A 25,262-nucleotide genomic window follows, 5' to 3' on the forward strand; every position below is an offset into this window, starting at 1 on the left:
ATTGAAGCCGCCGACAGAGGTTACGCATCGGCCGGCTCCAACAGGATGCGGCCGCTGGAGCAAGTAGCGCTGTCGTTGCGGTAGGCGAAGTACAACTTGCCGCGGTCCGGATCGAAGCGCAGGTGCAACTGGATTTCATCGCCGGGGCGCACCAGTTGCTGGAACTTCAGCACTTCCATGCCGGCGAATTTGCCTGGCAGGTCGAGCAGTTGCTGGCCGAGGCTCAGGGCCCAATCCACTTGCACCACGCCCGGCAGCACCGGGGCATCGGGGAAGTGGCCGCTGAAATAGACAAGGTCCGGCGGCACCGCCAGTTGCAGGCTCCATTCGCCATTGTCGGCCAGTCGCTCCAACACTTGCGGCCCGTGCGGACGCGGCGCCAGCAGCAGCGCATCGACCTCGGCCTGGGGCAGTTTACCTTGGGCGTTCAACGGCATCTGCCGCAGCAGCCGCCAGCGCCGGGGCAGGGCCAGGGCTTCGCAATGACCGCTCAAGTGCTGGCGCAGGGCCTCGGTGAGGTAGCGCCGGCCTTGGTTGCGCAAGGCATGCAGACCGGCGTCGCTCAGAACCAGTAGCGCGCCGAGCGAAGCGCGGTTTTCCTGGACTACCCCGAGCCGTGCTTCGGCCACCCAATCGTGGCTCTCGAGTGCCTGTTCGAGCATCGGCAGGGAGATGCGTTTCTCTTCCAGTTTGACGATCCGGTCGAGCCGCCCTAGCAGTTCGAAGCGGCCGTCGGCGGCGATGCGCGCAGCGTCGGCGCTGTGTTCGACATGACCGGCGGGCAGGTAGGGCGAAGCAATCAACAAAGCGCCGTCGCTGTCCTGGCTCAGTTGCACGTCGGCGAAGGGCTGCCACAGGGTCGGGCCCTGGCGCCAGGCGATGCCGCCAGTTTCGGAACTGCCGAAAATCTCCGTCGGCCATTGCTGCAAGCGCTCGGACAGGCGCTGCGCAGCGTCGGCCGGCAACGCACCGCCGGAGGAAAACACCCGGCGCACGGCGCTCAGGGCTGGCCAGTCGAGGTTATCGCCCATGCGCTTGAGCAGCGCCGGGCTGGCGACCCAGGCGAAGCTCGGGTGTTCGCGGCTGGCCCGTTGCAAGTCTTCCGGGAAGGCCAGTTGCCGACGGCTGAAACCGCGCCCGGCGCACAGCGGCCACAGCACCCGGAACAACAAACCGTAGATGTGTTGGGTCGAGACGCTGCCAATCAGCCAGGCCGGGCCCAGTTCGGCGCCCCACAACTGCTCAAGGGCCTGTACTTCATTGGCCAGTTGCCGCAGGGTTTTGTCGATGCGCTTGGGCTCGCCGCTGGAGCCCGATGTGCACAGGCTCAGCGCGCAGCAATCGAGGTCGAGCACCGCTGCGGGCAGCGCGGGGTGTCGGGTCGGTGCCAGATCGGCAGCGTCGGTCAACCACAGGTCGACGTCCGCCGACCAGCGCTGCCGGGTCTGGGCTTGCAAATCGGCCGGCAGCAACACGCTGACGCCTGCGCGCCAGGCGCCGAGCAACGCGACGGCGAGGTCGGCGGCATCGTCGAAGTGCGCGGCGACGCGGTGCACACCCTCGGCTTGCAGGCGCGCCGCCAGGCCCAGGGCTCGCTGGCTCAGTTCGGCGTGGTACAGCGCCGGTTCGGCGGTGACTGCGCGCTGCGGGTGTGGCTTGAGCAGCAGTTGCTCAAGGTTTATCCAATTCATGGGTGGCCTCGTACCCGTTGTCGTATCAGCCATTCAATGGCGAACATCAGGCCGATCAATCCATAGGAGATCAGGCCGGTGTACAACATCCACCAACTCAGCGGCGCCCATAGGGTCAGGGCTGCGGCGAGCAGGCCGTTACAGAGAAAAAACAGGCTCCAGGCGATCGTCACCTGACGGGTGTAGCGAATCGCTTTGGCGGGCAGGTGCGGCTCGCGCAACCGCGCCAGGCGCTCGACCATCGGCGGGCCGTATTTCAGGCTGACCCCGAACAGCACCAGCATGAACGCGCTGATTAGCACTGGGTACCAGCGCAGCAACAACGGGCTGTCGAACCACGCCAGCAACAGGCAGAAAACGATGGCCACCGCGGCCATCCACAGACTGCCCGGCCGCCGTTGGCCGGTCAGCGCCCGCGCCAGCCACAAGCTGCCGAGCAGCAGCCCGAACTGCCACGGTGCAAAGTGCTCCATGCCGAAATACACCGCGAAAGGGTACAGCAAGCCGGCCAGCAGCAAGCCCAGGCCGATCAGTTTGCTCATGCGGCCGGTTGGACCAGGCGATACACGGCCTCGACCACGTCATTGACGGTGCGCACCGACTTGAATTCTTCGGCGGCGATTTTCTTGCCGGTCTGGCGCTTGATGTGATCGATCAGGTCGACCGCGTCAATGCTGTCGATTTCCAGGTCCTGATACAGGTTGGAATCCAGGCAAATGCGCGCCGGATCCAGTTCGAACAGTTCGACCAAGGCCTCACGCAGGGTGTTGAAAATGTCGTCACGAGTTTGCATGGTCCGGTCTCAAGCTGCCTGTTTTGCAATGACGAACGCCGCGAGGCTCGCCACGTTGCTGAAGTGATTGCGGGTGTCCTTGGCGTCGGCGTCGATCTTGATGCCGTACTTTTTCTGGATCGCCAGGCCCAGTTCCAGGGCGTCCACCGAGTCCAGGCCCAGGCCTTCGCCGAACAATGTCTGCTCATCGCCTATGTCAGTGACGCTGATGTCCTCGAGGCCCAGGGCGTCGATGATCAGCTGTTTTATCTCACGATGCAGATCGCTCATCTTCGGCGAGCTCCTTAATAAAAAAGTGGTGCAAATAGTCGTTGAGCTTGCGCGAGGCCTGAGGTGCGGGTCCCAGTGCAGCGAAGGCCTGTGGGTCTATATCGGCACCGACGCGGAAACTGAAGTGTACGCGGCGGTTCGGGATGCGATACCAGGGCTCGGCTTTGGTCAGCGTGGTCGGGCTGACCTTGATGATGACCGGGGTGAGGATTCTCGCACCCCGCAGGGCGATTGCCGCGCCGCCCCGATGAAAGGCCGGTGCCTGGCCGGGCCGGGTGCGCGTGCCTTCCGGGAACAGAATCAGGCTTTGGCCGTCCTGCAAGGCGTGCGCGGCAGCGTCGAGCATGTCCATGCTGCCGTCGTTGCTGATGTAATCGGTGGAGCGCAGGGGGCCGCGGGTGAACGGGTTTTCGAACAGGCTTTGCTTGACCACGCAGTTGGCGTCGCGCACCAGGCCGATCAAAAACACCACATCGATCAGCGACGGGTGGTTGGCGATGATCATCTGCCCGGGGCGACCGAGTTTGTCCGCGCCTTCGATGCTGTAGGTCAGCACGCCGGTGCGCGCCATGAAACGGATAAAAAACCAAAACAGCCGACCGACCATGCGTCGCGCCCGTTGCCGGTGGACGCGGGCGTCGCCGGGCAGGCAACCGAGCAACGGGAACACCACCAGGCGCAGGCACAGGCCGCCGAGGCCGAACAGGGCAAAGCTGCTCGCCGTGGCCAGCAGGCGCCAGTAGTAGGCGTCTTGGTGTTTTTCGCTCATGGGCTGCGTTGCCAGGTCCATACACGATTCTTCCAGGCATGTTGGCAGGTGGTCTGCCGGGTCAGCAGGGTACGCAACAGGTTCAGGGCATGGGGCCAGTCGGTGGCGGGCAATTTGGCCGGCGCATGGCCGAGGGTCAGTTGCCAGTCATGGCCGGCGGTCAGCAACAGCCCCACGGCATACGGAAACGGCACGTCGTCGACCCAGGGTGAATAGACCGCCGGTGGTTGTTCTTCGGTCACCACCAGCAATACCGCTGGCGCGCCTTCTTTGAGGAGAGCGGCCGCTTCGAGCATGCCGTGTTCGAGGCCATCACCGGCTGCGGCCAGGGCGGTCATTTCGCTGGTCTCGCCGCGCAGGATCGACCACAAGCCAATCACCGCGTTGTGCACCGAGAGGCTGAACTGCGTCGGTGACAACGGTTGTTCCGCCGCCAGATCCGTGAGGATGTCGAAGGTACGCGGGGTTTCGCCATGCCGGGAGACAAACACCAGCGGTAGCTCCTGCAGGCCGTCAGCCAGTGGCCAGGCCACGCTGAAAGCCATGCGGGCCAGTCGGCTGAGACGCCGGCGCTGCATCGCGGGCAGGAAAGATACGTCCGGGGCGCCATCGCTGCGGTCGACGATGACCGGTTGTCGGCTCCACGTCTGCCAATCGTCCACGCTTTCGAGCCCAGGGGCCCATGCGCGCCATTGGGCGATGTTGAATGTGATCACAGAATCATCCCGCCCCTGCGGGCTTCCTTGACACGGCCAATCGCCGCAAACCAGCGGCCCACCTTACATAGCGCGATGCGCCGAGTGGCGCGCATTATCCCGGTGCAACTGGCTTGTAGCAAATATTGGTTACATTTTGTTCAACAAAATGGACTGGTCGGTCCATGCGGTAGCTATCGTTTGGCCATTATCCACAAATCACCGTGCGTGTCTGTCGGGCCTTTCATCAGTCCGTGCAGGTCATCGGCATTGCGGCTGAAGAAATCGCCGCTGAGTCTGTAGTCCTCTTCCCGGCACGGTAGCTAAGCGGCACCTCCCGCTACTACACTCGGTCATTCTTTGATACACGGAGGTTTTGACATGCGGCGCGTGGTATTCAATCAGAAAGGCGGCGTAGGCAAATCCAGTATTGCCTGCAATCTGGCGGCGGTCAGCGCCAGCGAGGGTTATCGCACCTTATTGGTAGATCTGGATGCCCAGGCCAACTCGACGCAGTACCTCACGGGCCTGACCGGGGACGATATTCCCATGGGCATCGCCGAGTTCTTCAAGCAAACCCTGTCGTCCGGGCCGTTTTCGAAGAAAAACCAGGTTGATATCTACGAAACGCCATTCGACAACTTGCATGTCATCACGGCCACCGCCGAGCTGGCCGATCTGCAGCCCAAGCTCGAAGCCAAACACAAGATCAACAAGTTGCGTAAATTGCTGGATGAATTGTCCGAAGACTACGATCGGATCTACCTGGATACCCCGCCGGCGCTGAATTTCTACGCGGTTTCGGCGCTGATTGCCGCTGATCGCGTGTTGATTCCTTTCGACTGCGACAGCTTCTCCCGTCAAGCGCTTTACGGTCTGCTGGCGGAAATTGAGGAGTTGAAGGAGGACCACAACGAAGGCCTTGAGGTTGAGGGCATCGTGGTCAACCAGTTCCAGGCCCGGGCCAGCCTGCCGCAGCAGATCCTCGACGAATTGATCGCCGAAGGCTTGCCGGTGCTGCCGGTTTACCTCGCCAGCTCAGTGCGGATGCGCGAATCACACCAGTCGAACATGCCGCTTATCCACCTCGACCCCCGGCACAAGCTGACCCAGCAATTCGTTGAGCTGCATACGCTGCTGGATAAGTAACCGAACAAAACAGGGTGGGAGCGAGCCTGCTCGCGTAGTCGTCAGCTCTGCCGCTACGAATGGCGACTGATACACCGCTTTCGCGAGCAGGCTCGCTCCCACACTGGGCCGACTGCGCATTAAACCCCTTCGCTGCGCAGCCATTCCGTCAATTGTGTTAATGACATTGCCCCGGCTTGCCGCGCCACTTCCCGGCCGTTCTTGAACAGGATCAGGCTGGGAATCGAACGAACCACCAGTTGTGCCGACAACTGCTGGTTCGCCTCGCTGTCGAGCTTGGCCAAGCGGCACTTGCCCGCCAGTTGCTTCGCCGCCTGCTCGAACACCGGCGCAAACGACTTGCACGGCCCGCACCAGTCCGCCCACACGTCCACCAGCAGCGGCAGATCGCCCTTGATCTGGCTGGCGTAATCGCCCTGTTTCAACTCGAACGGTTTACTCAACAGCACGTCTGCCTTACAGCGCCCGCACTTGGGCTCGTCGCCCAGGCGTTCAGCGGGGATGCGGTTGAGGCCGTTGCAGTGGGGGCAGGGGATCAGGAGTGGGTTGGTCATGGACGTGTTCCGCAAAAATGGACAGGTGATGACGCTGACTCTGGAGTCTGGCATCGCAATTATCAAGTGTCTGATAAGCATGAAATCTCAGTGGCAAGATGTCTCAAATGCTCACATTTTCGAGCCGTCCCGTAGGCGGACCTTGACTACGCTGCTAGCAGTTTCATTTTTCTCTACGAGGACTTCAGATTGCTGTCATCCGCGTGCTACTTTTGTTGCACTTGTCGAGTCGTCGACATTGATCATCTGCTGGATCGGAGTTATCCCATGTCCGTTACCTCCAAAATCCGCCGCCAAGGTGGAGCTGCCATCATCACGCTGCCGCCGACTTTGCTCAAGTTGTTGCACCTGGAAGTCGGGGCTCAGTTAGAGCTTGATGTTGTGGACGGTCAGCTCATCGCTCGGCCCGTCGTTCCGTCCACCCGAAAGCGCTATAGCCTCGCGGAACTGCTGGAGGGCGCTGAGGAAATAGAAGCACTGAATGCCGAGACCGCTTGGGCTCGAGAGGGTGACCCTGTCGGCCGGGAGTTGGGTTAATGGTTCGTCGGCAAGCGCCTCAGAGGGGCGATGTTTTCTGGATTGACCCAAATCCAGTGTCAGGAAGGGAGATGATGAACCGCCATCGCTACGTGGTTATCACGCCCAGGGCAATCAATGCTTTGGGCGTTTGTATGGCGGTACCGATCACCAGCGGTGGCAACTTCAGTCGAAATTCAGGCTTGGCGGTGGTGATCTCCGGTCATGAAACGAGTGGCGTCGCGGTGTGCAATCAAGTTCGAAGCTTCGATATTGAACAGCGTGTCCACGACGGATCAGCCAAATTCATTGAGCGCCTCGACGATGTGACGATGACCGACATCGTAGCCAGGGTCGTGAGCGTGATTGATCCATCGGACTGATACGCCTCAAGACGAACAACTAATCTCCAAATGCTTGCCCCACTCCGGTGGCCGTTCGGCGTAACTGGCCATGCCTGGCTGTTCCTCGAAAGGGTTGCTCAGCACGGCGTGCAGGCGCCGGACTTCGGAGTAGTCGCCGCTTTCCGCCGCATCGATGGCTTTTTGTGCCAGGTAGTTGCGCAGAATGTAGAGCGGGTTGACGGCGTGCATGCGGGTGCGGCGCTGGTCTTGGTCGAGGTCGCCTTCGCGGGCGACGCGGGCCAGGTACAGCGCGGCCCAGGCGTCGAAACCCTTGATGTCGACGAAGTCGTCCCGCAGTTGCGCGACGGCCTGGTCCGGGGCCTGGTCGCCGAGGCGGCGGAAGAACAGCGTGTAGTCGACGCCGCTGTTTTGCATCAGTTGCAGCAGCTGTTCCACGAGTTTCTGGTCATCGTCTTCGGCGCTGGTCAGGCCGAGGCGGCGGCGCATCAGGTCGAGGTAGTGCGCCTGAAACAGGGGCAGGTAGAGGCCCAGCGTTTCTTGCAGATCTTCGACGCTGATGTAGGGCGTCAAAGCCTGGGCGAGGGCGCTGAGGTTCCACTGGCCGATTGGCACCTGGTTGCTGAACGAGTAGCGGCCCTGGTCGTCGGAGTGGTTGCAGATGAAGTTAGCGTCGAAATCATCGAGAAAGGCGAACGGCCCGAAGTCGAAGGTGATGCCGAGGATCGACATGTTGTCGGTGTTCATCACCCCGTGGCAAAACCCGTAGGCCTGCCATTTGGCGATCAGTTCGGCGTTGCGCTCGACGATCTGGCGGAACATCGCCAGGTACGGCTGCGGCTGTTCGCGGCATTCGGGGAAGTGCATGGCCAGCACGTGCTCGGCCAGCGCCTGGTGCTGTTCCGGTTTCTTGGTGTAGTAGAAATATTCGAAATGGCCAAAGCGCACGTGGCTGGGGGCCAGGCGCAGGACCATCGCCGCGCGCTCCTGTTTCTCGCGCCATACCGTCGTGCTTGAGCCGATCACGCACAAGGCGCGTGTGCTGGGGATGTGCAGCGCATGCAGGGCTTCGGAGGCGAGAAATTCACGAATCGACGAACGCAGCACCGCGCGGCCATCGCCCATGCGCGAGAACGGCGTTTGCCCGGCGCCCTTGAGGTGCAGGTCCCAGTGGTCGCCGGCCTGGTTGTAGACCTCGCCGAGCAACAGCCCGCGTCCGTCACCGAGCTGCGGGTTGTAGGAACCGAACTGATGCCCGGAATAGACCATCGCCCGCGGCACTGCGTCGGCCCACAGCTTGTGGCCGCTGAACAGCTCGGCAAACTCGGGGCTGTCGGCCACCGCCGGGTCGAGGTCGAGCAACGCCATGGCGGCGAGGCTGGCGACCACCAGCCGCGGGTCGTCGATCGGTTCAGGCAGGATATGCGCGGAAAACGCGTCGCCGAGGCGGGCGAAGCGGTTGTCGAAGGTCAGTTCGTCGAGGGCTTTCAAGGGCCATTCTCCAGCAGAATGTCCGAGCATTCTGCTGGGGATAGACCCGTTAGTCGAGCTTGGCCGGTGGTTGCTCCGGCGGCGGCTCTTGCACGGGCTTGCCATCGACCAGCGGGGCGATGGTTTTGTGCTCGGGATCGATCGGCACCATTTTGTATTCCTGGCCCTGCAGGTTCTTCAGGTAAACCTCCATCTGCCGGAATGAAATGTTGATGTGCTGCTTCTTGAATTCACGGTTGATGAAGCGGTTGACCTCGTCCAGCACCGGGTTGCGGTCGCCGAGGTCGCGCACGTGCATGCGCAGTTCGTGGTCGAGGGTGCTTTCGCCGAAATTCAGGAAATACACATGCGGCTCCGGCTCCTTGAGCACCCGCGGATTTTCCCGGGCGGCCTTGAGCAGCAGTTCTTTCACCAGGTCGAGGTCAGAGCCGTAATCGACGCCGAGCTTAAGGGTCACTCGGGTGATGGTGTCGGTCAGCGACCAGTTGATCAGTTGCCCGGTGATGAAGGTCTTGTTCGGGACAATGATGTCCTTTCGATCGAAGTCGGTAATGGTGGTGGCGCGGATGCGGATTTTGCTCACCGTACCTGACAGGTTGCCGATGGTGATGGTGTCGCCAATCCGCACCGGGCGCTCGAACAGGATCATGATCCCGGAGATGAAGTTGGCAAAGATCTCCTGCATGCCGAAGCCCAGGCCGACCGAGAGCGCCGCCACCAGCCACTGCAACTTGTCCCAACTCACGCCAAGGGTCGACAGGGTCGAGACAAACCCGACCCCGGCAATCACGTACGACAGCAGGGTGGTGGTGGCGTAGGCGCTGCCCTGGGCCAGGTTGAGCTTGGACAACACGAAGACTTCCAGCAAACCCGGCAGGTTGCGCGCCAGGGCGAACGTGATGCCGATGATGATCAGCGCGCCGAGCATGTCGCCGATGCTGATCGGCACCATGCTCATGTTGGCGCCGGTGCCGCTGGTGTATTCGTAGAGGGTGATGTTGTCGAGGTACGAGAATACCGAAATCAAGTCTGACCAGACCCAGTACAACGCGGCGATAAACCCACCCAGCAGCGCCAGGCGAATCAGTCGCAGGGATTGCTCGTTGACCTTTTCGATGTCGAGGGTCGGCTCCTCGATTACCGCTTCGCCCTCGCCGGCCTCTTTCGCCGCCTGACGTTTGGCCAGGGCGCGCTGGTAGGCCAAGCGTCGCGCCGCGACCGACAGGCCGCGGACGAAGGTGGCCTCGATCACCAGCCAGAACATCAGCAGGTACAGGGTGTTGATCAAGCGGTCGCTGAGTTTCAACGCGGTGTAGTAATAGCCGAAGCACACCGCGACAAACAACGCGATGGGCAGGGCAGTGAACGCCACGCCGACCACTTTGCGGAACAGCGAGGCGTTTTGGTGGGTCGGGCTGGTCAGCATCAAGCGGCTGAGCAACCAGGCCATCAACGCGTAGCAGATCAACACCACCGGCATGCCCAGCACATCGTCAGCCAGTGCCGCCGGTTGCAATTCAGCCACCGCCACCACGGCCACCAGCGCCAGCACCACCAGGCCCAGGCGACGGACCCAGCCCTGGAGGAATTCCACCTGGGGTTTTTCCCAGCGGAAGTGCAACTCGGCCACGCCACCCGGCGCGAGAATCCGATACGCGGTATAGAACACCAGCCAGGCCTGGGCCATCTGCAGCAGCGCCGCACCCATGTTGGTGTTTTGCCCGCGGGCGTCGATCTGCAAAGCGTAGCCGCACAGGGCCAGGCCCAGAGACAGCGGCATGGCCAGCAGAATGTTGATCAGGATCGCCTGCGGCGTGTGCCACTGGCTGTCGCGTTTGAAATGGCCGATGTCCTGGTGAACATTGTTCAGCCGCGCGTAGAGGTTTTTACGCCGCCACAGCAGCGCGCCGATCAGCAACAGCAAAGGCAGGAACAGCAGCGGACGCTGGGTCAGGCCGTCGGTCAGCTCACTCAGGCTCGACGCCCAAGGCAGCGTCGTGACTTGCCGTTCCAGGCGATCCGGCACGCCGCGCATCCATTCCAGGTCGAGGGGCTTGTTGCTGGGAATCCAGAACATCTGCTCGTCGAGAGTCGAGCGCAGGTTTTGCGCGGTGCTCAGCAGTTGCTTCTGGTTCAGTTGCAGGGTAATGGATTCGTTGAGCACCGCGCTCAGTTCGCGGTTCAGCCGCTCCAGCAGGTCGGCGCGGGTCAGCGCCAGTTCCAGCAGGCTCTTGCGCAACTGCGGGGTGACCTGCTCCGGCGGCTGGGTCGCCAACAGGTTATCGACGTAAGTGCCGGGGTTGCTGAGCAATTCGCGCTGCTGGCTGACCTCGAACTGGTAAAGGCGAATATCGGCGATCTGATCGGCCAGGTCGCGGTCGACCTTCAGGCGCGGCAAGGCCTGCTTCTGCTTGTAGAGGATTTTCGACAGCAGCAGGCTGCCCTTGAGCACGTTGATCTGTTCATCGAGCGCTGCATCGCTTTGGGTCACGCTGTCCAGTTGCTGCTTGGTTTGCAGGTTTTTCTGGGTAACTTCGTTGAGCCGGTCAGTGCTTTTGAGCAGGTAGTCAGAGAGTTTGAGGTTGGCCGTGCTCTCGGTCGCCAGCAGGCTGCTGCCGCCGGCCTTCTGCGCTTCGATCGATTGCTGGGTGACGGTTTCCTGGGATTGGGCCAGGCGCTTCTGGTTGATCAGGGTCTGCAGGTCTTGAATCTCCTGCTCCATGCGCGTGGTTTTTTCCACCAGCAAGTCATGCTGACCGTTACCCAGATCTTGCAACTGGCTGTTGCCGGCCAGTTCCTGGCGGCGCAACGGGATCAGTGCATTGAGCGCCGCCAATTCGGCATTGAGCAGGTCGCGCTGTTCGCCGCTCAAGGCCTTTCCGTTGTCTTTGCCGGCCTTGAGGATGTTGTTGATCTGCTGGATGCGCGTCTGGCTGGTGGAAATTTCGGCCTGGGCGCGCTCGGGGCGGGTTTGTGCGGTGATGATCAGGCTGTTGGCGTCGGCCAGGGCTTTCTGCAGATCGCTCTGTTGGGTCGAGCGGTCGCTGAGCATTTGTTCGAGTTGCTGGATCGGCAGCGTGCCATAGCGCTGGGCCACCGGCATGATCCGTGTGCCCTTGAGGCGGGTCAGCTCGCGCTGGTTTTCGATGTTTTCCCGGGGGGCGCTGGCCAGTTGCTGTTTGAGGTCGATCAGCTTCTGGTCGTAATCCCGTTTGTTACCGAGTTGGGTCAGGGTGTTCTGCAGCAGGGCCTGCAGGGCTTTCTGGTCGGCTTCCGGCAGTTTGCGATCGGCGACTTTATCCAGGTTCGCCTGCACGGCTTCGCTGGTGGGCGGCTCGGCGGCGTGCAACGAACCGACAGAGAGACTCAGGCCCAGCAGGGCAATGGCGAATAGGGAGCGCAGGGTAGGCATAGAGACCGGTCAAGCAAGTGAGGGTGGACGCAGTTTAGAGGAACAACCCGGGACCCGGGCGACTTCCTTCGGGGAATCTGACGCCCACTTTGCCGATCTTGTTCCCGTCCATAACCGCCACCGTCCAGATGGTGTTGTTCCATTCCACCTGGTCGCCGACCACCGGCGCACCGCCAACTTTCTGGGTGATGAAGCGACCCAGCGGCATGTCCGGATCGACCCCTTCGAGTTTGAGCCCGTACAGTGCGGAAACCGCGCCCAGCTGGGCGTCGCCTTCGAGCACGAAGTCGCCGAAGAAGCGCAAATCGAGCCCCCGTTGCGGGGCCTGGCTGAACAGTTTTCCGAGGGCTGGCAAGTTGTGTTCATGGCCGATAACGCACAGCAAATCATCGACTTCCAGCACCGTACTACCCGACGGATGGAGCAGTTGCTGGCCGCGAAACAGCGCCGCGATGCGTGTGCCCTCAGGCATTTTCAGCTCGCGCAGCGCCGCGCCGATGCACCATTTTTCGGCGCCGAGGCGGTAGACGAACAACTCCCACTCGCTGGTGACGTGGACCTCCAGCGCCGCGCGGCTGATCGGCGCCGGCTCCGGCGGTACCGTGACCTTGAGCAACTTGGCAACCCACGGCAGGCTCGTGCCCTGCACCAGCAGCGACACCAGCACGATAAAGAACGCCAGGTTGAAATACAGCTGCGCGTGCGGCAGCCCCGCCATCAAAGGGAACACCGCGAGAATGATCGGTACGGCGCCGCGCAGGCCGACCCAGGAAATGAACACCTTTTCCCGGCCATGGAACGCCTTGAACGGCAGCAGGCCGACCATCACCGAGAGCGGACGGGCGAACAGAATCATCCACAGCGCCAGGCCCAGTGCCGGCAGGGCGATGGGCAGCAAGTCGTGCGGAGTGACCAGCAATCCCAGCACCAGGAACATGCCGATCTGCGCCAGCCACGCCATGCCGTCGAGCATGTGCAGGATGCCGTGGCGGCTGCGCACTGGGCGGTTGCCGATCACCAGGCCACACAGGTACACCGCGAGGAAGCCGCTGCCGTGCAGGGCGTTGGTCAGGGCGAAGATCACCAGTCCGCCGGCGATCACCAGGATCGGGTAGAGGCCGGTGGCCAGGTTAATCCGGTTCACCAGTTGCAACATCACCCAGCCGCCGCCGAGACCGATGACGCCGCCGATGCCGAATTCACGCAGCAGGTGGGTCAACAGGCTCCAGTGCAGGCCGGTCTGGCCGCTGGCGAGCATGTCGATCAGGGTGACGGTGAGGAACACCGCCATGGGATCGTTGCTGCCGGATTCGATTTCCAGGCTGGCGGTCACCCGTTCGTTGAGGCCCTTGCCGCCCAGCAGTGAGAACACCGCCGCGGCATCGGTGGAGCCGACGATGGCGCCGATCAGCAGGCCCTGGATCAGGTTCAGGTCGAACAACCACGCAGCGGCGAGGCCGGTCAGCCCGGTGGTGATCAGTACCCCCACCGTCGCCAGTGACAATGCCGGCCACAGCGCTACGCGGAAACTCGACACCCGCGTGCGCAAGCCGCCGTCAAGCAGGATCACCGCGAGGGCGAGGTTGCCCACCAAGTAGGCGGTCGGGTAGTTGTCGAAGATGATGCCGCCGCCATCAACGCCGGCGGACATGCCCACAGCCAGAATGATCACCAGAATCGGGATGCCGAGGCGGGACGACAGGGAGCTCACCAGAATGCTTGCACCTACCAGCAACGCGCCGATCAAGAAGAGGCTGTTGATGGTCGTTGCATTCAAAAGGCAGTACTCCAGAAAAGCTGAAAGGCGGGCGAGGCTGACCATGCAGTCTGCGTGCCAGCGATTCTAACCTGTTGAAATGTGATGCTGTCAAAAAGCTTTTGGTGTCAGGGCGTCGAGCTTGATGGCAAATCTTGCTGCTGTGATGACCAACATGGCTGCAGTGGACATTATTTTTTGTTGCGGTGAAGACCCTGTGGCGAGGGAGCTTGCTGCCGCTGGGCGCGAAGCGACCCCAAAATCGGCACTGCGGTCGTGCAGACAAACCGCATCAGCCGGTTTGCGACTGCTTCGCAGGCGAACGGGGGCAAGCCCCCTCACCACAAGGGAAGTTGCCACGCCACAAGGGAAGTTGCCTCAGCTCAACTGGACTCGCTCACCACTGGGTTCGGCTCAGCCGTTTACAAGCTGAACCGCCCAACCATGCTGTTCAGGTCTATCGCCAGGCGCGACAGTTCGTTGCTGGCGGCGCTGGTCTGGCTGGCGCCGGTGGCCGATTGCACCGACAAATCACGGATGTTCACCAGGTTGCGGTCCACTTCGCGGGCCACCTGCGCCTGTTCTTCGGCGGCGCTGGCGATCACCAGGTTGCGCTCGTTGATTTCGACGATGGCGCTGTTGATCGTGTCCAGCGACAACCCGGCACCACGGGCGATGTTCAGGGTCGACTCGGCGCGTTCGGTGCTGTTGCGCATCGAGTCCACCGCATGCTCGGTCCCGGTCTGAATGCTGCCGATCATCCGTTCGATTTCGCTGGTCGATTGCTGAGTACGATGGGCCAGGGCCCGCACTTCGTCGGCCACCACGGCAAAACCACGGCCCGCCTCACCGGCCCGCGCGGCTTCAATCGCGGCGTTCAGCGCCAGCAGGTTGGTCTGGTCGGCCAGGCCACGGATCACATCCAGCACTTTGCCGATGTCGCGAGATTCGTTGGCCAGGTCGCCGATCAGCGTCGCGGTACTTTGCACGTCGGTGCTCATGCGTTCGATGGCGCTGACGGTTTCCTGCACCAGGTCGCGCCCGTCACCGGCCGAGGTGGTGGCGTTCTTCGAGGCTTCGGAGGTGCTGACGGCATTGCGCGCCACTTCTTCCACAGCGCTGGTCATTTCGTTGACGGCGGTGGCGGCTTGTTCGATTTCGTTGTTCTGCTGGGTCAGGCCACGGGCGCTTTCGTCGGTGACGCTGTTAAGTTCTTCGGCGGCCGAAGCCAACTGTGTGGCCGAACCGGAAATCCGCTGCAAGGTGTCGCGCAGTTTGTCCTGCATCTTCGCCATGGCTGCCAGCAAGCGGCCCGCTTCGTCGCTGCCGTCGGCGCTGATCGGCCGGGTCAGGTTGCCCTCAGCAATGGTTTCGGCGGCGTCCAGAGCATTGGCGATCGGCCGGGTGATGCTGTTGGTCAGCAGCCAGGCGAACAGCAACGTCAGCGCGGTAGCGACCGCCAGCAGCGCCACCACCAGATTGAACGCCGATGAATATTGATCGGCTGCAGCCTGGTTAGTGTCTTCAGTTTGCTGGGTGTTGATCTCCAGAAGGCGACCCAGCACCGCGTTTATCGCTTCCGAGTTGCTCAGCAGATCACTGTTGAGCAAGGCGCGTAACTCATCGACCTGATTGTTGCGCGACAGCGTTTTCATGCGGTCTTCAATCTGCCGGTACTGGCTGAGCAACTGCACGTATTGATCGTAGGCGGCGCGTTCGTCAGGGGCGGTGATCAGCTTCTCGTAGGCGGCCTGGGCCGTGCGGATTTGCTGGTTGCGGCTGTCGAGCAGGTCCATGGTCTTTTGCTGTACGTCCGGCTCGCGGTTGACCAGCAAGCGGTACGACAACACCCGCAGGCGCAGGGTCAACTGGGTGAATTCGTCCAGCGCCTTGATGCTGGGCACGCTGGTGCTGGTGATGTCTTCGGCGGCGTCGCGGATCTTGCTCATCTGGTTCAGCGCAAACACGCCCAGGATCAGCATCAGGCCACCAATCAAGGCAAAGCCAAGGAAGGCGCGCGGGGCGATGTTCATATTACGTAGGGACATGGGCTTTACCGGAAAGAGCGCATCCGTGCGGGGCTAAGACGGGGTATGCCTGACTTATCGGTCATACGACTAAAGTCTTGAGGCCTTGCGCGCTTTTGTCGCAGGGGTCGCCCGGCGACGAAGTGCAGGAACCAGATCGGTCAATCACAGTCTTTTAAACTCGCGAGGAAGGTCGGCCGCCAGGAAGTTCAAGGCCTTGCGCCTGATTCCCCTGGTCACCGTGGCGACTTTTCTTTATCGTACGCGCCCTTTGAAAATGCCTGGAAAATCAAAATGTTGGAAGCATCCCTCAGCCAGCTCGAACAACTTGTCAGCGAGCTGGTGCAACAGAACCAGACCCTGCTCGAAAGCCATCAGACCCTGAGCGCCGAACTGGCCCAGACCAAGGATGAAAACGAAAGCCTGCAACTGAACCTGATGGAACAGGAAGAGAAGCACGGTGCCACCGCCGCGCGTATCCAGGCCCTGGTCGAGCGCGTCAGCGCCAAGCCGGTCAGCGCATGAACCACGGCGCCGACGGGGTGAAAGTCGTCTCCATTCTGGGCGAGGACTATTCGATCAAAGCGCCAGCCGGGGAAGAGCAGACCCTGCTGGACGCCGCCATGATGTTGAAAGCCGCGCTGGCGGAGACCAAGAAAAAGTACCCGACCCTGATCGGTGACCGGCTTCTAGTGCTGGCGGCGATGAATCTTTGCTCCCGACAGATCGAAATGCAGAAGCAACACCGGCAGGAACTCGACCGTTACCAAGAGCAAGTCAACGCCACGGTTGAAGTGATTTCCAAGACCATCCAGCAGGCCTGAAGGCTTTGCGCAGGCCTGGCGCGGCGCATAAGGGGCGCTTGAAACCCGGTTGACGTGTTGTCAGCCAGGGCTTCTTCGCGAGCAGGCTCGCTCCCACAGTGGAATGCAAATCTTCTGTGGGAGCGAGCCTGCTCGCGAATCGATTTCAGCCAAACCGTAGGCCTGGGTCAGAACCACTCATCCCGCATCCCCGAGCACACATCATCCCGCGCCTCGAGAATCGCCAGTTCATGGTGGCAACCCGGCACTTCCCAGGTCAGGAAGTACCGCGCGGCTTGCAGTTTGCCCTTATAGAAGCTGACATCCGCCGCCTCGCCTCTGGCCAGCCCTTCTTCGGCGCGAATCGCCTGCTCCAGCCAGCGCCAGCCGATCACCGTGTGACCGAACACTTTAAGGTACAGCGCCGAGTTCGCCAGGCTGCTGTTGACCTTGCCCTGGCCCAAATCCGTGAGCAAACCGATGGTCACTGTTTGCAGGTGCGCCACCAGTTTTTCCAGCGATTCGCGCAGGGGTGTCAACGACTCGTAGGTCTGGGCGCGAGCGCCGGTGTCGGCGATCAGGCGCATCAGTTGCTTGAGCCCGGCGCCGCCGTTTTGCGCCAGTTTGCGCCCCAGCAGATCCAGCGACTGAATGCCGTGGGTGCCTTCGTGGATCGGATTCAAACGGTTGTCGCGGTAATACTGTTCCACCGGGTATTCGCGGGTGTAGCCGTGGCCGCCGAGGATCTGGATCGCCAGTTCGTTGGCCTTCAGGCAAAACTCCGAGGGCCAGGATTTGACGATCGGCGTCAGCAGGTCCAAGAGTTCATGGGCCTGTTTGCGCGCGGCTTCGTCTTCCAGGGTCGTGGTGTCGTCGAACAGCCGCGCGGCGTACAGCCCCAGGTCGAACGAGCCTTCGACATAGGCTTTCTGCGTCAGCAACATGCGTTTCACATCGGCATGCTGGATGATTGCCACTGGTGCGGTGCTTGGGTCTTTGCTGTCCGGCACGCGACCTTGCGGGCGCTCGCGGGCGTACTCGAGCGAGTACAGATAACCGGCGTAGCCGAGCATCACCGCGCCCATACCGACGCCGATCCGCGCTTCGTTCATCATTTGGAACATGTAGCTCAAACCCTGGTGCGGCTTGCCCACCAGGTAGCCAACGCATTCACCGTTATCGCCAAAATTGAGCGCCGTAGATGTGGTGCCGCGCCAACCCATCTTGTGGAACAGCCCGGCCAGCAACACATCGTTGCGGGCGCCGAGGCTGCCGTCGTCGTTGACCAGAAACTTGGGCACGATAAACAGCGAAATCCCCTTCACCCCAGCCGGGGCGTCCGGCAGCTTGGCCAACACCATGTGCACGATGTTTTCCGACAGCGGATGATCGCCGCCGGAGATGAAAATCTTGTTGCCCTTGAGTCGATAGCTGCCGTCGGACGCCGGTTCGGCTCGGGTGCGAATGTCCGATAACGACGAGCCGGCATGGGGCTCGGTCAGGGCCATGGTGCCAAAGAAACGACCATCGATCATCGGTTGCAAGAAGCGCTGTTTCTGCTCCTCGGTGCCGAAGCTTTCGATCAGATTCGCCGCGCCCATGGTCAGGAACGGGTAGGAGGTCGACGCCGCGTTGGCTGACTGGAAGTGCGCAAAGCAAGCCTGCGACAGCAGGGTCGGCAACTGCATGCCGCCGGCCTCGAAACTGCGAGCGGCGTTGAGGAAACCGGCTTCCAGAAACGCATCGACGGCGGGTTTTACTTCAGGAATCAGGATCGCCTCGCCGTTCTCGTAGCGCGGCTCGTTTTCGTCATTCTTGCGGTTATGCGGGGCAAAGAATTTTTCGGCAATGCTGCGCGCCGTTCCCAGCGCCGCATCGAAGGTTTCGCGGTTGTGCTCGGCGAAACGCTCGCGCCGGGTCAGGCCTTCGGCGTCGAGGACTTCGTACAGCTCGAAAGCCAGATTGCGGGAACTGAGCAACGTCTCGGACATGGCGGCTTACCTGTTTTGGAATGGGCCGAGTCTAGGCGTGCGGGGGAGGGGTGAACAGGATGATTGATGGCGGTGATAGTGAAGCAGAGCAGCGACTTTACAGGGACGACATAACACATGTGGGACTGAGCCTGCTCGCGGAGAGACCCTGACATTCAACACTGATGTTGAGTGACAGGACGCTTTCGCGAGCAGGCTCGCTCCCACAGGTTTTGTGTTCCAGGCATCCTCGGGGTGCCTGGGATCGTAGAGTATTACCCGATAGTCATCAGGCTGGCATTACCACCCGCCGCCGCTGTATTCACGCTCAGTGCCCGCTCGATCACCAGGCGCTCCAGGGCGATGTTGGTCTCGCCTTGGGACAAGCCCTGCACCCCGACAATCGCCCCGGTGCGCTTGGCCACTTGCTGGCACACCGAGCGCAACTGATCGGAATGGCCGTGATGCAGCACCGCATCAAACAGCACTTCGTCCTTGGTCCAATCGGAAACCAGCGTAATTCGCGCCTGAATCTCCTTCGGCAGGCGTGCGAACAATGCCTGGCTCTCGTCAGTCTCCGGCCATACCGCCGAACCGCCGACGGCCAGCACTGCCGCCAGTTGCGTCAGCAGATCGCCCTCGACTTCCGCCAGGCACAACACGTGCTCACGGGGCAGGATCGCGTAGCTGTTGCGCTCGCCGGTCGGGCCGGCCAGCAGGCGAGTGATGCCGCTTTGCGATTGCGCGGCGAACTGCACGCACAAGGCGCTGAGATCGGCGAACTGTTGGGTGTCGGCCCAGGTTTTCAGGGCCGTCAGCGGCTTGCTCATGGCGTCGCGCAGGCGTACGTCTGGCGCGGTAGTCGCATCACCGCGCGCGAAGGATTGTTCGATGGCATCCGTAGGGCGAGTCGACAGCAAACGGTACAGGTACAGCGGCCCGCCGGCTTTCGGCCCGGTGCCCGACAGACCTTCGCCACCGAACGGCTGCACACCGACCACGGCGCCGACGATGTTGCGGTTGATATAGACGTTGCCGGCGTTGACGTTGTCGACGACCTTGGCGATGGTCTCATCGATCCGCGTGTGCACGCCCAGGGTCAAGCCATAACCCGACGCGTTGATCTGGCCGATCAGGTTGTCGATGTCTTTGCGCTTGTACCGCACGACGTGCAGCACCGGGCCGAAGATCTCCCGTTGCAGTTCGTCGAAGCTTTCGAGCTCGATCAGGGTCGGCATCACGAAAGTGCCGCGTTTGATTTCTTCGCCCTCGGCGATCGCCACCTGGTACACATTGCGACCTTTGTCGCGCATGGCCTGGATGTGTTTTTCAATGCCGGCCTTGGCCTCGGCGTCGATCACCGGGCCGATGTCCACGGACAGCCGCTCCGGGTTGCCGAGACGGCATTCGGCCATGGCGCCTTTGAGCATTTCAATGACACGTTCTGCGGAATCTTCCTGCAAGCACAGTACCCGCAAGGCCGAGCAGCGCTGGCCGGCGCTGTCGAAGGCCGACGCGACCACGTCGATGACCACTTGCTCCGTGAGCGCCGAGGAATCGACGATCATCGCGTTCTGCCCACCGGTTTCGGCGATCAGCGGAATCGGTCGGCCCTGAGTGTCGAGGCGACCGGCGACGCTGCGTTGCAGTAGCCGCGCGACTTCGGTGGAACCGGTAAACATCACGCCTTTGACCCGATCATCGCCAACCAGTCGCGCGCCGACGCTTTCGCCCTGGCCCGGCAGCAGTTGCAGCACGCCTTCCGGAATCCCGGCTTCAAGCAGTAAACGCACGGCTTGCGCCGCCACCAGCGGGGTTTGCTCCGCAGGCTTGGCCAGCACCGGGTTGCCGGCGGCCAAGGCCGCGGCGACCTGGCCGCTGAAAATCGCCAACGGGAAGTTCCACGGGCTGATGCACACCACCGGGCCTAGTGGGCGGTGGGCGTCGTTGCTGAAATCGTTGCGCGCCTGCACCGCGTAGTAGCGCAGGAAGTCCACCGCTTCACGGACTTCGGCGATGGCGTTGGCGAAGGTCTTGCCGGCTTCACGGGCCAGCAGGCCCATCAGTGGCTGAATCTCGCCTTCCATCAAGTCGGCGGCGCGTTCAAGGATCGCCGCGCGCTCGGCGGGTGGCGTCGCTTGCCAGATTGGCCCGGCATTGATGGCGCACTGGATCGCGTTGTCGACGTCTTCGACCGTGGCTTCCTGCACGTGGCCCACCACGTCGCGGTGATCGGACGGGTTCAACACTGGCAACGCGGCTTCGCTACTGGAGGCGCAACCGAGCATCGGCGCGGCTTTCCAGTGGTTATGCGCGGTGGCCAGCAAGGCGCAGGACAGCGACGCCAAACGGTGTTCGTTGGCCATGTCGATGCCGCTGGAGTTGGCGCGTTCGCTGCCATACAGGTCGCGAGGCAGCGGAATACGTGGGTGCGGCAGGCCGAAACCGCCTTCCAGCGTCGCCATTTGCTCGATGCTGGCCACTGGATCGGCCACCAACTCCTGGATGGAAATGGATTGGTCGGCAATCCGGTTGACGAACGAGGTGTTGGCGCCGTTTTCCAGTAGGCGTCGCACCAGGTAGGCCAGCAGGGTTTCGTGGGTGCCGACCGGGGCGTACACGCGGCACGGACGGTTCAGCTTACCTTCGGAGACTTTGCCCACAACCTGTTCGTAAAGTGGTTCGCCCATGCCGTGCAGGCACTGGAATTCGTACTGGCCGGGGTAATAGTTCTGACCGGCGATGTGGTAAATCGCCGACAAAGTGTGGGCATTGTGCGTAGCAAACTGCGGGTAGATGACTTCCGGCACCGACAACAGTTTGCGCGCGCAGGCGATGTAGGAAACGTCGGTGTACACCTTGCGGGTATACACCGGGTAGCCTTCCAGGCCTTCAACCTGGGCGCGTTTGATTTCGCTGTCCCAGTAAGCGCCCTTCACCAGGCGAATCATCAGGCGATGACGGCTGCGGCGCGCCAGGTCGATTACGTAGTCGATCACGTAAGGGCAGCGTTTCTGGTACGCCTGGATCACGAAGCCGATGCCGTTCCAGCCCGTCAGTTGCGGTTCGAAGCACAGGCGTTCGAGCAGATCCAGGGACAGCTCCAGGCGATCGGCTTCTTCGGCGTCGATGTTCAGACCGATGTCGTATTGCTTGGCCAGCAAGGTCAGGGACAGCAGGCGCGGGTACAACTCGTCCATCACCCGCTCGTACTGGGCGCGGCTGTAACGCGGGTGCAGGGCCGAGAGCTTGATGGAAATGCCTGGGCCTTCATAAATCCCACGGCCGTGGGAGGCTTTTCCGATCGAGTGAATCGCTTGTTCGTAGGACGCCAGGTACTTCTGCGCGTCCAGTTCGGTCAGCGCGGCTTCACCGAGCATGTCATAGGAATAACGGAAACCCTTGGCTTCGAACTTGCTGGCATTGGCCAGGGCTTCGGCAATGGTTTCGCCGGTGACGAACTGCTCGCCCATCAGGCGCATGGCCATGTCCACGCCCTTGCGGATCATCGGTTCGCCGCTCTTGCCAATAATCCGGCTGAGGGACGAAGTCAGCCCGGCTTCGTTATGGGTGGAGACCAGTTTGCCGGTCAGCAGCAGGCCCCAGGTCGCGGCATTGACGAACAGCGACGGGCTGTTGCCCAAGTGCGGGTGCCAGTTGCCGGTACTGATTTTGTCGCGGATCAGCGCGTCGCGGGTGCCTTTGTCCGGGATGCGCAGCAGCGCTTCGGCGAGGCACATCAGCGCAACGCCTTCCTGGGACGACAGGGAAAACTCCTGCAGCAAACCCTGAACAATCCCGGCACGGCCGCCGGCACTTTTCTGGTTACGCAGTTTTTCCGCGATGGACGCCGCCAGCTTGTTGGTGGCCTCGGCCATGGCCGCCGGCAAGCGTGCCTGCTCGATCAGCATCGGCACCACTTCCGGTTCCGGGCGACGGTATGCGGCGGTGATCGATGCGCGCAGCACCGATTGCGGCAGGATGCTTTCAGCGAATTCAAGGAAGCACTGATGGGTGTGATCCTGTGGCGCATCGACGCTTTCGTCGCTGTCCTTGGCCGAACCATTCAGTTCGGTGAGGGTGGCGCCACCTTCGAGTTTTTCCAGGTAATTGAAAATAGCCTGCTTAATCAGCCAATGCGGCGTGCGATCGATCGAATTCGCGGCGGCCTTCAGGCGTTCGCGCGTCGGGTCGTCGAGTTTGACCCCGAGGGTGGTGGTAGCCATTGTTTTATCCTCAAATTCGCCACGACCGCGTGGCATCAGCTGGTCGCCAGATTAGCCGTGTGTCGAAAGAGGTGCAACCGGGTGCAACCCTTTTTGTCGGAATAATCCGCCGGTGTTCAGGAATTAATTTCCGGTCATTGGTCACCGCCCTCGATTGGTGCCTGAAGCGCACGGATTTCGTGGGCTGCGCCCGAAATCGGCGCAAATGATTCCGAGTTGGAAGTAAGGTGCTGAAGGTGTCTTCATCGGTTGCACCGTGATTTGCGCGACGCGCTCTTTTCCCTAGTGCGTAATCCCCAGCGGGAAACTGTCAGTCTGGTTTCTGACAGAAATGTCTGTAGCCGTGCCTCCCAACTTCGGGGAGAAAAATCCGAATAAATGTAGGAGGAATCTGATTTCCCTGACCTCCACTCAACAACCAATGCCCCTCATGCAGAATCGCCCGCCTTCATTCTGCAGAGAGACATCGGATGTTCGCGCCTGCCAATCAACCGCGCTTCACGTTGACCTTCGAAGGCGTAGAGAGCGAACTCAACGTCCTCGAGTTCGTCGGCAAGGAGGCCATCAGCCAACCCTATCGCTTTGATCTGGAACTGGTGAGCGAACGGCCGGACCTCGACCTTGAAAGCCTGCTGCATCGTCAGGCTTTTTTGAGTTTTGACGGCGACGGTGCCGGCATCCACGGTCAGATTTATCGCGTGGCCCAGGGCGATTCCGGCAAGCGGCTGACCCGTTATCAAGTCAGCCTGGTGCCGCGTCTCGCTTACCTTGAGCACCGCATCAATCAGCGGATTTTTCAGCACCTGAGCGTGCCGGCGATCATCACCCAGGTGCTCAAGGATCACGGCATCCTGCGCGATGCGTTTCTGTTCCAGCTCGGGTGCACCTACCCCGAGCGCGAGTACTGCGTGCAGTACGGTGAGAGCGATCTGGCGTTTATCCAGCGCCTGTGCGCGGAGATCGGCATTCACTTCCACTTCCAGCACAGCATCGATGGCCACCTGTTGGTGTTCGGTGACGATCAAACGGTGTTCCCGACGTTGCCCAATCCGACCCCGTACCTGCCGGGCAGCGGCATGGCTGCTGATACGCCAGCAATCAAGCGGTTCAGCGTGCGCCTGGAAACCCGCACCACGGCGGTCAGTCGACGGGACTACAACTTCCATAAACCGACGCTGGCGCTGCACAGCGCTGCCGACAGCGAGCAGCGGCCGGTGCTGGAGGATTACCGTTTTCCGGGCCAGTTCATCGATCGTGACACCGGCAAGCAAGTGGCCGTGCGCACCCTGGAGCGCCACGGCGCCGATTACCGGCAGGCCGAAGGACGTAGCGACCAATCAGCCTTGGTCAGCGGACATTTCCTGCAACTCATCGAACACCCGCGTAGCGACTGGAATGACCTGTGGTTGCTGACGCACATCGAACATCGCGGGCGCCAGCCGCAAGTGCTGGAAGAATCCGCCGGCGATGAGTCAGACAGTTTCCAGGGCTATCGCAATACCTTTCTCGCTACGCCGTGGGATGTTTCTTTCCGTGCGCCGCTGGTCCACGACAAGCCGCGCATCCTTGGCTACCAACCGGCCATCGTCACCGGCCCGCAGGACAGTGAAATCCATTGTGACGAGTACGGCCGGGTCAAAGTGCAACTGGCCTGGGATCGCGATGGCGAGTTCAACGAGCACTCCAGTTGCTGGTTGCGAGTCGCCACCGGTTGGGCCCACGATCGTTACGGCAGCGCGCTCATCCCGCGAGTCGGCATGGAAGTGCTGGTGGGATTCGTCGACGCCGATGCCGACAAACCGCTGGTCATGGCCTGCCTGCCGAACGCGTCGACGCCGACACCGCTGGACCTGCCCGCCGACAAAACCCGCAGTATTTTCCGCAGCCAGAGTAGTCCCGGTGGCGGCGGTTACAACGAATTGCGCATCGAGGACCGTAAAGGCGCCGAGGAAATTTACCTGCGCGCCCAGCGAAACTGGACCCAGCACGTACTCAATGACCAAAGCGTCCAGGTCGACAACCAGCGCAGCATCGTCGTCACCGGTACCGCCCGCCACGAACTCAAGGCCGACGAACAACACATCACCCACGGCCAGCGCCACACCGAACTGAAACAGGACGACCACCTGCGGGTGGTCGGTGACCGGCACATCCGCGTCAACAACCAGGCCGTCAGCGCCAGTCAGCAATTTCATGTCTCTGCTGGACAGCAAGTGGTCATCGACGCTGGCGTCAGCGCGACCATTCAGGCCGGCGGCCAGTGGATCAGCCTCAGCCCCGGTGGGATTTTCAGCAGCGTGCCGATCCAGGTCGGCGGCGCTCCCATGGCGCCAATGGCGGCCGCCCCGGCCGCCGTCGATGGTCCGCCGGTACTCACGGCCGCCACGCCGGCCGTGTTGAGCCTTGCGCAAATCATGAGTTTGAAAAGCGATGCGCCGTTTTGTGAGGAGTGTGAGCGGTGTAAGGGAGGGCTGTGTCCAACGCCCAACTCATTGACCGGTGCGCCGAAAGCATCATCCGCCGCACCTGCTTCGACCGTGGAACCAGGTTTCCATATCGTCGAGCAGGGCATGTCTCGCTCAGCCCTTGAGTCGATGCTGTTCCCGCAGCCATCACCGGACGTGCTGACGAAGTTTCGAAGCTTGAATCCGCAGATCACCCAATACGCCAAACCCGGTCAACTGATTGTCCTGAGTGATCCGCGCAATACGCAATGCACCCGTGAAGAAGCGTTGTTGATGGAGGCGGCGCAAAAAGTGGATGCGGCGCTTGAGCCTT

18 protein-coding genes and 2 pseudogenes are annotated in these 25,262 nt (G+C 61.7%); 6 read left to right on the forward strand and 14 right to left on the reverse strand.

Annotated features, from left to right (window positions below):
- Nucleotides 1-20: 20 nt before the first annotated feature.
- The 6 genes from RG836_RS09310 to RG836_RS09335 are packed head-to-tail and all read right to left on the reverse strand — an operon-like array spanning nucleotide 21 to nucleotide 4,239.
- Nucleotides 21-1,691: an AMP-binding protein gene (locus tag RG836_RS09310; protein ID WP_310844921.1), complete on the reverse strand. Its 1,671-nt coding sequence runs from the start codon at nucleotides 1,689-1,691 to the stop codon at nucleotides 21-23.
- Entirely contained in the window at nucleotides 1,688-2,233 is a 546-nt protein-coding gene (locus RG836_RS09315) for a COG4648 family protein (RefSeq protein ID WP_310844922.1), read from the reverse strand. The genes RG836_RS09310 and RG836_RS09315 overlap by 4 nt, the downstream gene beginning before the upstream one ends.
- The gene (locus tag RG836_RS09320; RefSeq protein ID WP_310844923.1) at nucleotides 2,230-2,484 is read right to left on the reverse strand and encodes an acyl carrier protein; all 255 of its coding nucleotides are present in this window, start codon (nucleotides 2,482-2,484) and stop codon (nucleotides 2,230-2,232) included. The genes RG836_RS09315 and RG836_RS09320 overlap by 4 nt, the downstream gene beginning before the upstream one ends.
- A gap of 9 nt (nucleotides 2,485-2,493) precedes the next feature.
- Nucleotides 2,494-2,754: a phosphopantetheine-binding protein gene (locus RG836_RS09325; RefSeq protein ID WP_310844925.1), complete on the reverse strand. Its 261-nt coding sequence runs from the start codon at nucleotides 2,752-2,754 to the stop codon at nucleotides 2,494-2,496.
- Entirely contained in the window at nucleotides 2,735-3,544 is an 810-nt protein-coding gene (locus tag RG836_RS09330; RefSeq protein ID WP_310844926.1) for a lysophospholipid acyltransferase family protein, read from the reverse strand. The genes RG836_RS09325 and RG836_RS09330 overlap by 20 nt, the downstream gene beginning before the upstream one ends.
- Complete coding sequence (locus tag RG836_RS09335) at nucleotides 3,520-4,239, reverse strand: beta-ketoacyl synthase chain length factor (protein ID WP_310844927.1); 720 nt, start codon at nucleotides 4,237-4,239, stop codon at nucleotides 3,520-3,522. Before RG836_RS09335 ends, RG836_RS09330 begins: the two co-directional genes overlap by 25 nt.
- A gap of 360 nt (nucleotides 4,240-4,599) precedes the next feature.
- On the opposite strand from RG836_RS09335, the gene RG836_RS09340 reads away from it, so the two are divergent.
- On the forward strand, nucleotides 4,600-5,367 hold the full coding sequence (locus RG836_RS09340) for a ParA family protein (RefSeq protein WP_310844928.1): 768 nt from the start codon (nucleotides 4,600-4,602) through the stop codon (nucleotides 5,365-5,367).
- A gap of 119 nt (nucleotides 5,368-5,486) precedes the next feature.
- Here RG836_RS09340 and trxC read toward each other — a convergent pair whose 3' ends face one another.
- Complete coding sequence (gene trxC / locus RG836_RS09345) at nucleotides 5,487-5,921, reverse strand: thioredoxin TrxC (RefSeq protein ID WP_310844930.1); 435 nt, start codon at nucleotides 5,919-5,921, stop codon at nucleotides 5,487-5,489.
- 267 nt (nucleotides 5,922-6,188) lie between these two features.
- Here trxC and mazE point away from each other — a divergent pair, with 267 nt between their 5' ends.
- Nucleotides 6,189-6,458, forward strand: a complete 270-nt coding sequence (gene mazE, locus RG836_RS09350; RefSeq protein ID WP_310844931.1) for a type II toxin-antitoxin system antitoxin MazE — start codon at nucleotides 6,189-6,191, stop codon at nucleotides 6,456-6,458.
- Complete coding sequence (gene mazF, locus RG836_RS09355) at nucleotides 6,458-6,820, forward strand: type II toxin-antitoxin system toxin MazF (RefSeq protein ID WP_310844932.1); 363 nt, start codon at nucleotides 6,458-6,460, stop codon at nucleotides 6,818-6,820. Before mazE ends, mazF begins: the two co-directional genes overlap by 1 nt.
- A 6-nt stretch (nucleotides 6,821-6,826) precedes the next feature.
- On the opposite strand, the gene selO is transcribed toward mazF, so the two are convergent.
- The 5 genes and pseudogenes from selO to RG836_RS27300 all read right to left on the reverse strand — a co-directional run.
- Nucleotides 6,827-8,290: a protein adenylyltransferase SelO gene (gene selO, locus RG836_RS09360; RefSeq protein ID WP_310844933.1), complete on the reverse strand. Its 1,464-nt coding sequence runs from the start codon at nucleotides 8,288-8,290 to the stop codon at nucleotides 6,827-6,829.
- Nucleotides 8,291-8,339: 49 nt separating this feature from the next.
- The gene (mscK, locus tag RG836_RS09365; protein ID WP_310844934.1) at nucleotides 8,340-11,702 is read right to left on the reverse strand and encodes a mechanosensitive channel MscK; all 3,363 of its coding nucleotides are present in this window, start codon (nucleotides 11,700-11,702) and stop codon (nucleotides 8,340-8,342) included.
- 34 nt (nucleotides 11,703-11,736) lie between these two features.
- On the reverse strand, nucleotides 11,737-13,479 hold the full coding sequence (locus RG836_RS09370; RefSeq protein ID WP_310844935.1) for a potassium/proton antiporter: 1,743 nt from the start codon (nucleotides 13,477-13,479) through the stop codon (nucleotides 11,737-11,739).
- A gap of 401 nt (nucleotides 13,480-13,880) precedes the next feature.
- Nucleotides 13,881-14,753 (reverse strand): methyl-accepting chemotaxis protein, encoded by an 873-nt coding sequence (locus RG836_RS27295; protein WP_409078064.1) that lies wholly within the window; start codon nucleotides 14,751-14,753, stop codon nucleotides 13,881-13,883.
- A gap of 30 nt (nucleotides 14,754-14,783) precedes the next feature.
- Nucleotides 14,784-15,506, reverse strand: a pseudogene (locus tag RG836_RS27300) (MCP four helix bundle domain-containing protein); the annotation flags it as partial.
- A gap of 273 nt (nucleotides 15,507-15,779) precedes the next feature.
- Here RG836_RS27300 and RG836_RS09380 point away from each other — a divergent pair.
- Nucleotides 15,780-16,010 (forward strand): hypothetical protein, encoded by a 231-nt coding sequence (locus RG836_RS09380; protein WP_310844938.1) that lies wholly within the window; start codon nucleotides 15,780-15,782, stop codon nucleotides 16,008-16,010.
- The gene (locus RG836_RS09385) at nucleotides 16,007-16,309 is read left to right on the forward strand and encodes a cell division protein ZapA (RefSeq protein WP_310844940.1); all 303 of its coding nucleotides are present in this window, start codon (nucleotides 16,007-16,009) and stop codon (nucleotides 16,307-16,309) included. Before RG836_RS09380 ends, RG836_RS09385 begins: the two co-directional genes overlap by 4 nt.
- Nucleotides 16,310-16,476: 167 nt before the next feature.
- Here the strand turns inward: RG836_RS09385 and RG836_RS09390 are convergent, their stop codons facing one another.
- Complete coding sequence (locus tag RG836_RS09390; RefSeq protein ID WP_310844941.1) at nucleotides 16,477-18,279, reverse strand: acyl-CoA dehydrogenase; 1,803 nt, start codon at nucleotides 18,277-18,279, stop codon at nucleotides 16,477-16,479.
- A gap of 254 nt (nucleotides 18,280-18,533) precedes the next feature.
- Nucleotides 18,534-22,484 carry a trifunctional transcriptional regulator/proline dehydrogenase/L-glutamate gamma-semialdehyde dehydrogenase gene (gene putA, locus RG836_RS09395; RefSeq protein ID WP_310844942.1) on the reverse strand — a complete coding sequence of 1,317 codons (3,951 nt, stop codon included), beginning with the start codon at nucleotides 22,482-22,484 and terminating at the stop codon, nucleotides 18,534-18,536.
- 470 nt (nucleotides 22,485-22,954) lie between these two features.
- On the opposite strand from putA, the pseudogene RG836_RS09400 reads away from it, so the two are divergent.
- Nucleotides 22,955-24,961 (forward strand): annotated as a pseudogene (locus RG836_RS09400) (type VI secretion system Vgr family protein); the annotation flags it as partial.
- Nucleotides 24,962-25,262 lie beyond the last annotated feature (301 nt).

This window comes from Pseudomonas rhizozeae (genome assembly GCF_031583775.1).
GTDB lineage: Bacteria > Pseudomonadota > Gammaproteobacteria > Pseudomonadales > Pseudomonadaceae > Aquipseudomonas.